General features: G+C 66.1%; 14 protein-coding genes. 11 read left to right on the top strand and 3 right to left on the bottom strand.

The genetic code is table 11. From position 1 onward, the window contains the following. The first annotated feature begins 7 nt into the window (after positions 1-7). From mazG to QP552_RS15870, 8 genes are all read left to right on the top strand, one after another. Positions 8-847, top strand: a complete 840-nt coding sequence (gene mazG, locus QP552_RS15905) for a nucleoside triphosphate pyrophosphohydrolase (protein ID WP_286074037.1) — start codon at positions 8-10, stop codon at positions 845-847. Beyond that, positions 844-1,173, top strand: a complete 330-nt coding sequence (locus tag QP552_RS15900; RefSeq protein ID WP_286074036.1) for a YnfA family protein — start codon at positions 844-846, stop codon at positions 1,171-1,173. The genes mazG and QP552_RS15900 overlap by 4 nt, the downstream gene beginning before the upstream one ends. Before the next feature lie 123 nt (positions 1,174-1,296). Next, the gene (locus tag QP552_RS15895) at positions 1,297-1,599 is read left to right on the top strand and encodes a DUF962 domain-containing protein (RefSeq protein ID WP_049431766.1); all 303 of its coding nucleotides are present in this window, start codon (positions 1,297-1,299) and stop codon (positions 1,597-1,599) included. A gap of 67 nt (positions 1,600-1,666) precedes the next feature. After that, a complete protein-coding gene (locus QP552_RS15890; RefSeq protein WP_106551036.1) occupies positions 1,667-2,626 on the top strand; it encodes an SPFH domain-containing protein in 960 nt (319 codons plus the stop codon). A gap of 1 nt (position 2,627) precedes the next feature. Continuing rightward, entirely contained in the window at positions 2,628-3,077 is a 450-nt protein-coding gene (locus QP552_RS15885) for an NfeD family protein (RefSeq protein ID WP_043034496.1), read from the top strand. Positions 3,078-3,681: 604 nt separating this feature from the next. After that, positions 3,682-4,794 carry a glycine cleavage system aminomethyltransferase GcvT gene (gene gcvT / locus QP552_RS15880; protein WP_286074035.1) on the top strand — a complete coding sequence of 371 codons (1,113 nt, stop codon included), beginning with the start codon at positions 3,682-3,684 and terminating at the stop codon, positions 4,792-4,794. A gap of 93 nt (positions 4,795-4,887) precedes the next feature. After that, complete coding sequence (gene gcvH, locus QP552_RS15875; RefSeq protein WP_005410701.1) at positions 4,888-5,283, top strand: glycine cleavage system protein GcvH; 396 nt, start codon at positions 4,888-4,890, stop codon at positions 5,281-5,283. A gap of 774 nt (positions 5,284-6,057) precedes the next feature. Next, on the top strand, positions 6,058-6,576 hold the full coding sequence (locus QP552_RS15870; RefSeq protein WP_032130057.1) for a hypothetical protein: 519 nt from the start codon (positions 6,058-6,060) through the stop codon (positions 6,574-6,576). A gap of 120 nt (positions 6,577-6,696) precedes the next feature. On the opposite strand, the gene QP552_RS15865 is transcribed toward QP552_RS15870, so the two are convergent. After that, on the bottom strand, positions 6,697-7,590 hold the full coding sequence (locus QP552_RS15865; RefSeq protein WP_286074034.1) for a LysR substrate-binding domain-containing protein: 894 nt from the start codon (positions 7,588-7,590) through the stop codon (positions 6,697-6,699). A gap of 114 nt (positions 7,591-7,704) precedes the next feature. On the opposite strand from QP552_RS15865, the gene QP552_RS15860 reads away from it, so the two are divergent. After that, complete coding sequence (locus tag QP552_RS15860; RefSeq protein ID WP_286074033.1) at positions 7,705-8,463, top strand: SDR family oxidoreductase; 759 nt, start codon at positions 7,705-7,707, stop codon at positions 8,461-8,463. Between the two features lie 101 nt (positions 8,464-8,564). On the opposite strand, the gene QP552_RS15855 is transcribed toward QP552_RS15860, so the two are convergent. After that, positions 8,565-9,965: a serine hydrolase domain-containing protein gene (locus QP552_RS15855; RefSeq protein ID WP_111110837.1), complete on the bottom strand. Its 1,401-nt coding sequence runs from the start codon at positions 9,963-9,965 to the stop codon at positions 8,565-8,567. 286 nt (positions 9,966-10,251) lie between these two features. Between QP552_RS15855 and QP552_RS15850 the strand changes: the two genes are divergently transcribed. Continuing rightward, positions 10,252-11,580, top strand: a complete 1,329-nt coding sequence (locus QP552_RS15850; protein WP_286074032.1) for an MFS transporter — start codon at positions 10,252-10,254, stop codon at positions 11,578-11,580. A 76-nt stretch (positions 11,581-11,656) separates the two neighbouring features. After that, a complete protein-coding gene (locus QP552_RS15845) occupies positions 11,657-12,007 on the top strand; it encodes a DUF1304 domain-containing protein (RefSeq protein WP_111110833.1) in 351 nt (116 codons plus the stop codon). A 514-nt stretch (positions 12,008-12,521) separates the two neighbouring features. Here the strand turns inward: QP552_RS15845 and QP552_RS15840 are convergent. Continuing rightward, positions 12,522-12,989 carry a hotdog fold domain-containing protein gene (locus QP552_RS15840; protein ID WP_197633382.1) on the bottom strand — a complete coding sequence of 156 codons (468 nt, stop codon included), beginning with the start codon at positions 12,987-12,989 and terminating at the stop codon, positions 12,522-12,524. Positions 12,990-13,044 lie beyond the last annotated feature (55 nt).

Genomic DNA, 13,044 nt, shown 5'->3' with positions numbered 1-13,044 from the left:
AGGCCGCATGAGCGCGCACGACAACCCCACCACCGGCAGCGCCGCCACCCATGAGCTGGAGCGCCTGCTGGCGATCATGGCGCGCCTGCGCGACCCGCAGGGCGGCTGCCCGTGGGACCTGGAGCAGAACTTCGCGACCATCGCGCCGTACACCATCGAGGAAGCCTACGAGGTGGCCGATGCGATCGATCGCGGCGATCTCGATGATCTCTGCGATGAACTGGGCGATCTGCTGCTGCAGGTGGTGTTCCATGCGCGCATGGCCGAAGAGCAGGGCAGCTTCGCCTTCGCAGACGTGGCCCGCGCGATCAGCGACAAGATGCAGCGCCGCCACCCGCACGTGTTCGCCGAGGTCAGCGTCGATGATGCCGACGGGGTGATGCGTAACTGGGAGGCGATCAAGCGCGCCGAGCGCGCCGCCAAGGGCGAGCAGGACACCTCCGCACTGGCCGGCATCTCGCGCGGCCTGCCGGAATGGCAGCGGGCAGTGAAGCTGCAGTCGCGCGCGGCCAAGGTCGGCTTCGACTGGCCAGGCCCGCTGCCGGTGCTGGACAAGGCGGCCGAGGAACTGCAGGAACTGCGCGAAGAGTTCGAGCGCGGCGACATCGCCGGCAACAAGGCGCGCCTGCAGGAAGAGCTGGGTGATCTGCTGTTCGTCTGCGCCAACCTGGCCCGTCACGCCGATATCGACTTGGGTGCCGCGCTGCGCGGGGCCAACCACAAGTTCGAACGTCGCTTCCGTGCGATGGAAACGCAGGCCGACGCGCAGGGGGAAGCGCTGGCCGCGATGGACCTGGATGCGCAGGAAGCGCTGTGGCAGCACGCCAAGGCAGCGGAGAAAGCGTGAAGACACTCGGCCTGTTCCTGCTGACCGCAGTGGCCGAGATCGTCGGCTGCTACCTGCCGTGGCTGTGGCTGCGCAAGGGCGGCAGCATCTGGCTGCTGCTGCCGGCGGCCGCCAGCCTGGCGCTGTTCGCCTGGCTGCTGACCCTGCACCCGACCGCCAGCGGCCGGGTCTATGCGGCCTACGGTGGCGTCTACATCGGCACCGCGCTGTTCTGGCTGTGGCTGGTCGATGGCATCCGTCCCAGCCGCTGGGACCTGTTCGGCGCCGCCCTGTGCCTGGCCGGCATGGCGGTGATCATGTTTGGGCCGCGCACCTCATCAATGTAGAGCCGAGCCATGCTCGGCTGCTCTTCCTTCCGGCCGCGCTGGCACGCGCAAGCCTCTACAAGGGCAGCGATCCCTTCCCGGAAGGTGCATGATGGGGGCGCCCCTGGTCCCCGGAGCACGCGCATGTCCCGCTTCGCCAGCTTCCGCGAGTTCTATCCGTTCTATCTCAGCGAGCACCGCCACCCGGTGTCGCGCCGCCTGCACTTCATCGGCAGCTGCGGAGTGCTGCTGCTGGTTGCGGCGGCGATCCTGCGCGGGCAAGCGATCCTGGTGCTTGCCGCGCTCTTCTGCGGTTACGGCTTCGCCTGGGTCGGTCATTTCTTTTTCGAGAAGAACCGTCCGGCGACATTCCAGCATCCGCTGTACTCGTTCATGGGCGACTGGGTGATGTTCGCTGACATCCTGCGCCGGCGCGTGCCCTGGTAGCGGCCGCTGTGGAGGCCGCCCTCACGCGCTATGCTGGGGCCTGGACGCCATAGATAAGGAAAGCGCGATGTTCCCGACCATGTTCTTTACCGTGGTACTGGCCTTCGTGGCCGTGGTGATCCTGTTCAAGGCGGTGCGGATGGTGCCGCAGGGATACGAATGGACCGTCGAGCGCTTCGGGCGCTACACGCACACCATGACCCCCGGCCTGCACTTCCTGATCCCGATCGTGTACGGGGTCGGGCGCAAGGTGAACATGATGGAACAGGTGCTGGACGTGCCCAGCCAGGAAGTGATCACCAAGGACAATGCCGCCGTGCGCGTGGATGGCGTGGTGTTCTTCCAGGTGCTGGATGCGGCCAAGGCGGCCTATGAGGTAGCCAATCTGGAAGTGGCGATGATCGCCCTGGTGCAGACCAACATCCGTACCGTGATCGGTTCGATGGACCTGGATGAATCGCTCAGCCAGCGCGAGGTGATCAACGCCCAGCTGCTGAGCGTGGTCGACCATGCCACCAACCCGTGGGGCGTGAAGGTCAACCGCATCGAGATCCGTGATATCCAGCCGCCGCGCGACCTGCTGGATGCGATGGCGCGGCAGATGAAGGCCGAGCGCGAGAAGCGCGCGCAGATCCTCGAAGCCGAAGGCTCGCGGCAGTCGGAGATCCTGCGTGCCGATGGCGAGAAGCAGGCCACCGTGCTCGAGGCCGAAGGCCGGCGCGAGGCTGCGTTCCGCGACGCCGAGGCGCGCGAGCGCCTGGCCGAAGCCGAAGCGATGGCAACCAAGGTGGTGTCGGCGGCGATTGCCGAAGGCGACGTGCAGGCGATCAACTACTTCGTTGCCCAGAAATACGTGGAAGCGTTCAAGGAGCTGGCCAGCTCGCCGAACCAGAAGCTGGTGCTGATGCCGATGGAGGCCAGCGGTGTGATCGGTTCGATCGCCGGCGTGGCCGAACTGGCCAAGCAGGCACTGGGCGACCAGAACACCAAGGCCGCGGGCAAGCGGCCGCCGCCGATCGGAGGCTGACATGCGCTGGGAAGTCGTGGGCTGGGGCGCGCTGGCACTGCTGCTGTTTGCCGCAGAGGCACTGGCGCCGGGCGCGTTCATGCTGTGGATCGGCATCGGCGCGGCCGCCGTGTTCGTGCTGGTGGCCGTGTTCAGCGGCATTCCATTGCTGTGGCAGGTCGTTGCCTTCGTCGTGCTGAGCGTGGTCTCGATCCAGTGCTACCGGCGCTGGGGCAAGGCAAGGGCGCGACCCAGCGATGCACCGTTGCTCAACCGCCGCGCCGAGCAGCTGGTCGGACGGGTGGTGCCATTGCAGCAGGGCATCGTCGGCGGGCAGGGCCGGGTCAGCATCGATGATGCGTATTGGCAGGTCAGTGGGCCGGAACTGCAGGCCGGCAGCCTGGTGCGGGTGGTGGCGGTGCAGGGCAGCACGCTGGTAGTCGAGTCTGCCGCGGGTAGAGTCGACTGTTAGTCGACTGGCATTGTGTGGTGGGTCGGACAGGTTGGGTTCGCGGGACACGCCGTAAACCCATCCCTGGGGGCTCGATGGCGCCATCCATGGCGCCAACGGTCCCGCGAACCCAACCCGCCCGACCCCCGACAGTTTCCGTGCGCGTACAGCCCACGGAGAAGAAATCAAAAGCGAGAAGCAGAAGCCGGTCGCTGCTCTCTGTGAACTCGGGGTCGGATCCCATTCCGCAGGAATGGGATCCGACATCTCTCTATATTTGTATCGACACCCAAATCTGCTCTTGCTCCTGCATTTGACTTCCGTTCCGTCACTGGGAACGTTGAAAGGCTGGAGCGGTATGGGCGAGCGGGACCGTTCGCGCCATGGATGGCGCGACCGAGCCCCCAGGGATGGGTTCACGGCGTGTCCCGATCGCCCATACCGATCCGGCCAAGCCGTCGACTTCGCCGAGCCGATACGCTTTGGCTGTTGCCGTTGCCTGGCTTGTGGAAGGCGCCCGCCGGCCGCAGGCCGGCCAAACATCCCCGCTGCGCTGCGGCGCGACCTGCGGGCGACCGATCTGGGATAATGGGGATTCTTGTTTCCTCTGCTGCCGGACCCGGTCATGACCCAGAAGACGCTGCTCAACGATACCCACCGCGCCCTTGGCGCCAAGATGGTCGATTTCGGGGGTTGGGACATGCCCATCCACTACGGCTCGCAGCTGGACGAGCACCACCTGGTGCGTCGCGAGTCGGGTGTGTTCGACGTCAGCCACATGACCGTGGTCGACCTGCGCGGTGACCAGATCAAGCCGTTCCTGCGCCGCCTGCTGGCCAACTCGGTCGACAAGCTGAAGGTGCCGGGCAAGGCGCTGTACTCGTGCATGCTGAATCCGCGCGGCGGCGTCATCGACGACCTGATCGTCTACTACCTGGGCGACGACTTCTTCCGCATGGTGGTCAACGCCTCCACCCGCGAAAAGGACCTGGCCTGGCTGCGCGAGCAGGCCGCGCCGTTCGGCGTCAGCGTCGAGCAGCGCCCGGACCTGGCCATCCTGGCCGTGCAGGGCCCGCAGGCGCGCGGGATCGTGATCGGCCTGGCCCGCGAATCCGAGCGCGAGGCGCTGACCAAGCTGGGCCGCTTCGCCGCCCTGCAGGTGCAGTCCGACGACGGCGTCGAGCTGTTCGTCGCCCGCACCGGTTACACCGGCGAAGACGGCTTCGAAATCCTGCTGCCGCAGGATGCCGTGGTCGCGTTCTGGAACCGCCTGCTGGCAGCGGGCGTGAAGCCGGCCGGCCTCGGCGCGCGCGACACGCTGCGCCTGGAAGCCGGCATGAACCTGTACGGCCAGGACATGGACGAAGAGATCAGCCCGTATGAAGCGGCGCTGGCCTGGACGGTGTCGCTGGACGAAGGCCGCGACTTCATCGGCCGCGACGTGCTGGAAGCGCAGAAGGCTGCCGGCACCGCACGCCAGATGATCGGCCTGGTGATGGACGAGAAGGGCGTGCTGCGCCACGGCCAGGCGGTGACCACCGCGGGTGGCCAGGGCGAGATCCTGTCCGGCACCTTCTCGCCGACCCTGGCCAAGGGCATCGCCTTCGCCCGTGTACCGGCCGGTGAACTCGGCGAAGTCACCGTCGACATCCGCGGCCGGCAGGTGCCGGTGCGCGTGGTCAAGTTCCCGTTCGTGCGCGAAGGCCAGGCCCAGCCCGGCGTGCTCGCCGACGCCTGATCCGAACATGCCGGTCGTCACTGACAGCAGTGGCGGCCGGTTGGTTACACTAGCCCCGTTTTTTCCACCCCTGCATATCTCTGGAGCAGTCCCATGAGCGAGATCCCCGGCGACCTCAAGTTCCTCAAGTCCCATGAGTGGGCCCGTGTCGAAGGCAATGGCCGCGTCACCGTCGGTATTTCCGACCACGCCCAGGGCCTGCTGGGTGACCTGGTCTACGTCGAACTGCCGGAAGTCGGCGCCGACGCCAAGGCTGGCGAACAGATCGCCGTCGTCGAGTCGGTGAAGGCCGCCTCGGACGTCTACAGCCCGATCAGCGGCAAGGTTGTCGAGGTCAACTCGGCCCTGTCCGACAAGCCGGAAACCATCAACGAAGATGCCTACGGCGAAGGCTGGATGTTCGTGGTCGAACTGACCAACGCTGAAGAGGTCAACGAGCTGCTGGACCCGGACGCGTACGCCGAAGCCCTGGAGAACGACGACCACTGAGTCGTCGTTTCCGGGTTCTGCAACGGCCACCTTCGGGTGGCCGTTTTTGTTTTGGCGAGTACGTCGGCTCATGACGCAGGGTTTGCTGCGCGCCCTCGGCGCGGCATCAGCAGACCCGCGAACGGTACCGATGGGCGTGCGCAGTTTTGCGCAAATCCGCGTTTCCACCCCGCGCCGGCGCGTCCGGATGTGAAAACTTTTCGCCCCCCGTTGCGGTGCCGTTGTGCTGGCGTTGGTGGGGGCGGCGACCGCTGCTGGCGATGCGTGCATGCAGTGGCCGCCAACATGCATGCATCTGCGCGGAGTGCTTATTTCAAGTGCTTTTTGTTCAACGCTTGCGTTGTTGTCGTTGCAGGCAACGTGCGTGCGTGGCGCTTTGGTGGTCGTCGAAGGCGGAGCGTGGCGACCGTGCAGGCAACACCGCGGATGGCGCGGATGTGAAAATTTTTCGCGGGGGTTGTTGACAGTAAAAAAAACCGTGATTAGGTTTCGCCTCAGCAGACCTTGCCTGCCCAACCGAGTGCGCAGAATCAATCGTCCGATGCGAAGCAGCCCCTTCAAGACCACCGCGACCCAGATGACGGTGGACATGGCCCCGCTTCCCCCGGAGAAATGCAAGGCACCTCCTGTTCCGATGCCCGCTCCGCCGATCGAGGCGGGCATTGCCGTATCCGTAACGGCGCGCCTGACGCGCCGGCGGTCCCCGCACGCAGCATCCGCGGGTTTGATCCACCTGGGCGTTTCAACTCCCTATCACTGACGAGGAGCCATCCCATGGCAACCAAGAAAGCTGCGAAGAAGAAGCCCGCCGCCAAGAAAGCGGTGAAGAAGGTCGCGAAGAAGGCCGCTGCCAAGAAGGCAGTGAAGAAGGTCGCGAAGAAGGCGACCGCCAAGAAGGCAGTGAAGAAGGCTGCGAAGAAGGTCGCCAAGAAGACCACTGCGAAGAAGGCAGTGAAGAAGGCGGCAAAGAAGGTAGCCAAGAAGTCCACTGCCAAGAAGGCCGTCAAGAAGACCGCGAAGAAGGCCGTCAAGAAGGTAGCCAAGAAGGCCACCAAGAAGACTGCCAAGAAGGCAACGGCCCGCAAGCCTGCCAAGAAGGTCGCGAAGAAGGCGACTGCCAAGAAGGCCGTCAAGAAGACTGCCAAGAAGGCAGTAAAGAAGACCGCGAAGAAGGCCACCAAGAAGGCTGCCCCGAAGAAGGCAGCGAAGAAGGTTGCCAAGCGCAAGCCGGCCGCCCGCAAGAAGAAGGCCGCTCCGGTCGCTCTGCCGGCAACCCCGGCGCCGCTGATCTAAGTACTTCCCGATAGCCGCATCCTGAAACCCCCTTCCCTGGCTGCCCAGCGGGGAGGGGGTTTTTTTATGGGGCCATTTGCAGCGTCGAGCCATGCTCGACTGCCTTTCTGATGGTTGACGCTAGCGGTGCGGCGCCGGTGGAAAGCGCTCCACCAGGAAATCGATGAAGCTGCGCAGCCGGGTCGAGTGGTAGCGGTCGTGGGCATAGACCACGTGCATCGGCCGGCCGGTCTGGCCATGCTCCGGGAACAGCTGCACCAGGCGCCCGGCGTCGACGTCGGCAGCCAGCAGCAGTGCCGATTGCAGCACGATGCCCAGCCCATGCAGCGCCGCCGTACGCAGCGCTTCGCCGTTGTTGATCTGCAGGCGACCTGTGGGCACATGGTCGAGCCCGCCAGCATCGGCCTGCAGCCACTGCGCCAGTGCGCTGGGTTCGAAGGACAGGCATTGGTGCCGGGAAAGTGCCTGCAGGTCGGAAGGCGTACCGTGCCGGGCGAGGTATCCGGGCGAGGCGCACATCATCAATCGATAGGGTGTCAGCGCACGCGCGACCAGCGCGCTGCTGTCAGCCAGCGTACCGATGCGCAGCGCCGCTTCGAAACCCTCCTCGGCGAGATTGACGACGCGGTCGGTCAGCACCGCGTCGACACGCACGTCGGGGTAGTGCGCCATGTAATCGGCCAACGCCGGCAGCAGTGCATGCGTGCCGAAGATCACCGGCGCGCTGATGCGCAGCGTGCCTGCCGGTGCCAGGTGCTGGTGCTGGGCCTGCGCATCGGTTTCCTCCACCAGCCGCAGGATCTCCCGGCAGCGGGCGTAGTAGTCCTCGCCGAACGGCGTCATGTGCTGGCGCCGGGTGGTACGACTGAGCAACTGCATGCCGAGCCGCGCCTCCAATGCACGCAGGTGCTTGCCGGCCATCGTCGCGGAGATGTCCAGTGCTGCCGCCGCAGCGCTGAGGCTGCCCTTGTCCACGATCAGCACGTAGACCTGCATGCTTTCCAGCAGGTTCATCTGACACTCCGGGTGTTGAATGCTGAAACCTGTGCGGAGTTTATCAATCAGGGGTGATCAAACAGCATGCACCGCACGGGCCGGATCCACCGGCCGCGCTGACAGGAGAACACCATGGATTTGAACCTTGAGGGACGCACCGCGCTGGTCACCGGGGCGGGCAGTGGCATCGGTGCCGCTGTCGCCAGGCAACTGGCCGCGCAGGGCGTGCGTGTCGCCATCTCGTCACGGCGGCAGGCACCGCTGCAGGTGCTGGCGGCGGAGATCGAAGCGGCGGGCGCACCCGCGCCGATCATCCTGCTGGGCGATGTCACCGACGCTGGGGACGTGCGCCGCATCGCCGACGCCGCACTGGCGGCGTTGCAGCGGGTGGACATCCTGGTCAATGCAGCTGGCGGCTCGCGGCCAACGACCGTTGATGGAGCCGATACGATCTGGGAGGAGGCATTGGCCCTGAACTTCTCTGCCGCACGCCGGCTGACCCAGGCACTGCTGCCGGCGATGCAGGCGCAGGGATGGGGGCGGGTGATCAACTTCAGCGGTTCGATGGAGCCGCGCGCGGTGAACGCGGCCACGGCGGCGAAGGCGGCGCTGCATCTGTGGAGCAAGGGCCTGTCGTCCGAAGTGGCCGGGCAGGGCATCACGGTGAATGCAATCGCGCCGGGGCGGATCAACAGCCCGCAGATCCTCGACCGCCTGCATCCCACCGAAGAAAGCCGACACGAATTCATTGCGCGCAACATTCCGATCGGGCGCTTCGGCGAGCCGGAGGAGGTGGCGCCGCTGGTGGCCTTCCTGGCTTCGCCGCTGGCCGGCTACATCACCGGCGCGGTGATTCCAGTGGACGGTGGCATGCACTACTTCGCGCACTAGCGCTGCGGAGCTGTAGAGCCGAGCCCATGCTCGGCTCTACAGAAACAACGAAAAGGGCGACCCATGGGCCGCCCTTCATGCTTACCGTCGAGCCCGCCAGATCAGCGCGGCGACGCCACCGCGCGGTTGCTCGAGGCACCCTTGCCCTTGCGCTTGTCCTGCTGCGCCGGGCTTGCGCCTTCGGCCATCAGGTTGTCGCTGCCGAAGTCGGTGTCCACATCCAGCCAGCGCTGTGCCGGCAGGCCGAGTGCGGAATCGAGCACGGTCGGCAGCAGGCCGCTGGGCAGGCCGCTTTCGCCATTCCACATGATGGCGATGCCGAGATCGCGTTCTGGCACCAATGCCACCAGGCCGCGGTAGCCCTGCACGGCGCCGGCATGGAACACCACGTCGTGGCCGGCATAGTCGAAGGTGCGCCAGCCCAGTGCGTAGCCGGCCGAATGCAGGCGCTCGCGGCGCCAGCCCGAACGCATCTCACCGGGGGTGTTGATCAGGCTGGAGTGCAGGGTGGCCAGCAGCGGCGCCGGCAGCACGTCAGGGCGGTGCCCGGTGTGGGCGAGCAGCCACTGCGCCATGTCGCTGGCGCTGGCATTGACGCCGGCAGCCGGGGCGACGCGGTAGTAGGTCGGTTTCGGCGTCAGCGACACCCAGCCATTGCGGCTGCGCACGTGCGGACGCGCCCAGCGCGAGCTGGCCTGGATGCCGGCCAGGCCGAGGCTGGCATCGTTCATGCCCAGCGGCTTGAAGATGCGGCGCTCGACCGACTGCTCGTAGAAGCTGCCGGAAGCGGCGTAGACAACGTCGCCGATCAGGCTGAAGGCCACGTTCTGGTAGGCGTAGCAGTCGCCCGGCAGGCACTTCAGGCTGGTGTTGGCCAGCTTCTGGGTCAGCGAGTAGTACTCGGCATTGCCTTCGATATCGCGGTCGTAGGCGTTGTACGGCAGGCCGACGCGGTGGCTGAGCACATCGGCCACCGTCAGGCGGTCGGTGGCTTCGGGCGAGTTGAGGCGGAAGCCCGGCACGTAATCGGTGACCTTGCTGTCCCAGCGCAGCGTGCCGTCGTTGACCAGCAGGCCGGCCATGGTGCCGGCGAAGGCCTTGGACAACGATGCCAGGCGGAACACGGTGTGCGCATCGACCGGCAGCGGATTGTTGACGTCAGTAACGCCATAGCCGCGCGCGCTGAGGATGCGGCCGCCCTGCACGATGGCCACGGCCATGCCTGGCACGCGCTCGCCATAGGTGAGCTGCTGCGCCATCGATTCGATGTTGGCGACGTTGAAGCCTGCGGCGGGCGCCTGCACCTGCGGCACCAGGCCGGTGCGGTAGGCCGCCGGTTGGGTGTGGGCGACGGCGGAGGCCGCAGCGGACTCGATGTTGGCCGGCATCGGCGGCAACGGTGGCGGGGTCTGCGCGGTGGTGGACAAGGCAACGGGCATCAACATGCCCAGCAAACCGGTGGCCGCCGAACGGATCGGACGACGCAGGCTGTTCTTTTTCATCGGTTGGACCCGTGCGCGACTGCTGATGGCGATTCTAGCGCCGCTTTTCCTCTGTGCACAAACAAAGCGAAGATGAATGCGCATCTCGTTGAAAAAGTTGGAATTTTGACGCCCCCGAAGCGTGTATCGGAACGTGTCATCCGGGCCCGGTCATGACACTGCGTTGCAGCCTTCAAACGGTCACCTGCTGGCGATGTTGCAGTGCATTGGATAACGTACGCGCTTCCCCGCCCCCGGAGCCTGCCATGCCGCTGTCCAACCGCCGTCTTCAGGCGAGGGACACCGCGTGAGTGCGGTACGGGGGAAAGGGCCGCTGCAGGGCCTGGCGGCGGCGCTGCGCGAGTCACCGGCGCTGTGGTGGTCGTTCCTGTACTTCTTCTGCCTGCTCAGCGGCTACTACGTGCTGCGCCCGGTGCGCGAGGCGATGGCGGCATCGGCCGACCTGGAAACAGTGTTCCCGCCCGTGCTGATCGCCTGGTTCGAGAGCCACGGCATCGCGCTGAAAGACTTCGTGCTGCAGTTCCTGTTCTCCTGCGTGTTCGTGATCATGCTGGTGCTGCAGCCGGTCTATGGCTGGCTGGTCAGCCGCTTCCCGAGGCGGGTGTTCCTGCCGGCGGTGTACGGCTTCTTCATCGTCACCCTGCTGGGTTTCTACGTGATGTTCGACAGCGGCGTGCCGGGCCGCGGCATGGCGTTCTTCTTCTGGATCACCGTCTTCAATCTGTTCGCGGTGGCGGTGTTCTGGAGCTTCATGGCCGACGTGTTCTCCAATGTGCAGGCCCGGGCCTTCTACGGATACATCGGCGCGGCGGGCACCATCGGTGCCTTCCTCGGCCCGATCATCACCAGTGCGCTGGTACAGCGTGTGGGCATCGCCAACCTGATGCTGGTGTCGGCCGGTTTCCTTGCCATCTGCCTGTTGAGCATCTGGAGGCTGAGGCACTGGGCGGTGCTTCGTGAGCAGGAACAGCAGCTGGTGTCGGGCGAAAAACCGATGGGCGGCAGTGTGCTCGATGGTCTCAAGCTGATCGTTTGCGAGCCCCTGCTGCGCTGGCTGGCGATCATGGTGGTGTTCGGCGTGGGCTTGGGAACGTTGCTCTACAACCAGCAGGCTGCCATCGTGCGTGCGGCGTTCACCGACCCGGCAGCGAGCACCGCGTTCTTCTCGCGAATCGACCTGGCGGTGAATGCGCTGGCGCTGTTGATGCAGCTGGGCCTGACCCGCTGGCTGTTGTCCCGCCACGGGATCGCACCGGCGCTGCTGATTCCCGGCTTCGCGATCCTGATCGGCTTCTCGGTGCTGGCCGCTTCGCCGATGCCCCTGCTGGTGGCGGTGGTGCAGGTGATGACCCGCGCCAGCGAGTTCGCACTGGCCAAGCCGGCCCGCGAAACCATCTACACCCGCGTGGACCGGCAGTGGCGCTACAAGGCCGGCGCAGCCATCGACACCGTGGTCTACCGCGGTGCGGACCTGAGCTTTGCCTGGGTGCACAAGGGCCTGTCCCTGTTCGGCTCGCATGTGGTGTTCATCGGCGGCATGCTGGTGGCCGCGTGCATGACCGCCGCCGCGTTCGGCGTGCTGCGCGAAGAAAAGAAACTGCCGCGCGACCGCTGATTTTCCGGGGTCAGATCCCTTTCCCTCAGAGAAAGGGATCTGACCCCATTCCCCATCCCTGTCCAAGGAACCGCCCATGTACTGGATCGCACTCGCCCTGACGTTGCTGGTCGCCCTGCTGCACGTCTATTTCCTGGTGCTTGAGATGTTCCTGTGGACCCGTCCGCTGGGCCTGAAGACGTTCCGCAACACGCCGGAGAAGGCGGAGACCACGCGCGTGCTGGCGGCCAACCAGGGCCTGTACAACGGCTTCCTGGCGGCGGGCATCGTGGTGGGGCTGGTGATCGACCAGCCGGCGCTGGTGACGTTCTCGCTGGCGTGCGTGGTGGTGGCGGGGTGTTATGGCGCGTACAGCGTGAGCCGACGCATTTTCATGATCCAGGCGGTGCCGGCGATCCTGGCGCTGGTTCTTCGCGCGGTGGCGTAGTTTCCAGCCAACGGCGCAGCCCCTCGTGGGTTGGTCGCGGAATGCGGGTCGTGGGTTTGGCCGGGCGGATGGGCTGGGCAGGGGACGCCGTAAACCCATCCTTGGGGGCTTGGCCGCGGCATCCATGCCGCGGACACCCCCGCGAACCCAACCCGCCCGGCCCCTGACAGGTTCCGTGTGCGGCCAGGCCACGGAGAAGGAAAAGGAAGATCAAGGGCAACAGCGGGTCGCTGCGCTCGTGGGTTCTGCGCGCATGAAAAAAGCGGCCGAAGGGCCGCTTTTGCTTTTGCTTTTGCTCTTGCTCTTCTTTTTTCTCTTGCGTGGGTGGACGCCACAGAGATCTGTCAGAGGTCGGAGGGGTGGGGCCGGGCGGGGTATCCGCGCCATGGATGGCGCGGCTAAGCCTACACGGACGTACTTGCGGCGTCCCCGCCCGGCCCCACCCCTCCGGCCCAGCCGATAAACCGCATTTCGCGACCCACCCACGAGGGGCTCCGCCGTTCGCGGGAACACACTACTTCGCCGGCGACATCCACATGTCGATGACCGCGCTGAACACCTCCGTCCCCGCACGATCCCGCACACTCACCGTCACCGGCAACGCGTAACCCTGTGCCGCCGCCACGATCGGCTGCGCCGGTAGCGCCACCGCCTGCAGCGTGCCGCGCGCCTTGGCCAGGTACTGCACCTGCATGCCCTTCGGGATCCAGCGCATCCCCTTCGGCAGTGACGCGTCGACCATCAGCCCGGCGGTCAGTTCGGCCAGGTTGCACATCGCGATCGCGTGCACCGTGCCGATGTGGTTGCGCACCCTGCGGCGGTCGGCCAGCGTGCCTTCGCAGCGGCCGTGCTCCAGGCGGGTGATGCGCGGGGCGATGCTGGCGAAGTAGGGCGCCTTGAAGCAGACCGCGCGCGAGAACAGCCAGGTGCCGGCAGGCCAGCGTTGCAGCCGGTGGTAGAGCGAGAGCAGGGGCGTGGACATGGTCGGTGTTCCGGTCGTCGGATAGAGCGACGGCGGGCCGAGGCCCGCCGTCGAA

The sequence above is a fragment of the Stenotrophomonas sp. 59 genome (assembly GCF_030291095.1).
Taxonomy (GTDB): Bacteria; Pseudomonadota; Gammaproteobacteria; order Xanthomonadales; family Xanthomonadaceae; genus Stenotrophomonas; species Stenotrophomonas maltophilia_Q.
The sequence above is the reverse complement of the archived record's forward strand: the minus strand, read 5'-3'. Positions and strand labels throughout refer to the sequence as shown.

Coding starts and splice junctions, on each gene's coding strand:
- mazG (WP_286074037.1), top strand. CDS start 8: ATGAGCGCGCACGACAACCCCACCACCGGCAGCGCCGCCACCCATGAG.
- QP552_RS15895 (WP_049431766.1), top strand. CDS start 1,297: ATGTCCCGCTTCGCCAGCTTCCGCGAGTTCTATCCGTTCTATCTCAGC.
- QP552_RS15890 (WP_106551036.1), top strand. CDS start 1,667: ATGTTCCCGACCATGTTCTTTACCGTGGTACTGGCCTTCGTGGCCGTG.
- QP552_RS15885 (WP_043034496.1), top strand. CDS start 2,628: ATGCGCTGGGAAGTCGTGGGCTGGGGCGCGCTGGCACTGCTGCTGTTT.
- gcvT (WP_286074035.1), top strand. CDS start 3,682: ATGACCCAGAAGACGCTGCTCAACGATACCCACCGCGCCCTTGGCGCC.
- gcvH (WP_005410701.1), top strand. CDS start 4,888: ATGAGCGAGATCCCCGGCGACCTCAAGTTCCTCAAGTCCCATGAGTGG.
- QP552_RS15870 (WP_032130057.1), top strand. CDS start 6,058: ATGGCAACCAAGAAAGCTGCGAAGAAGAAGCCCGCCGCCAAGAAAGCG.
- QP552_RS15865 (WP_286074034.1), bottom strand. CDS start 7,590: ATGAACCTGCTGGAAAGCATGCAGGTCTACGTGCTGATCGTGGACAAG.
- QP552_RS15860 (WP_286074033.1), top strand. CDS start 7,705: ATGGATTTGAACCTTGAGGGACGCACCGCGCTGGTCACCGGGGCGGGC.
- QP552_RS15855 (WP_111110837.1), bottom strand. CDS start 9,965: ATGAAAAAGAACAGCCTGCGTCGTCCGATCCGTTCGGCGGCCACCGGT.
- QP552_RS15845 (WP_111110833.1), top strand. CDS start 11,657: ATGTACTGGATCGCACTCGCCCTGACGTTGCTGGTCGCCCTGCTGCAC.
- QP552_RS15840 (WP_197633382.1), bottom strand. CDS start 12,989: ATGTCCACGCCCCTGCTCTCGCTCTACCACCGGCTGCAACGCTGGCCT.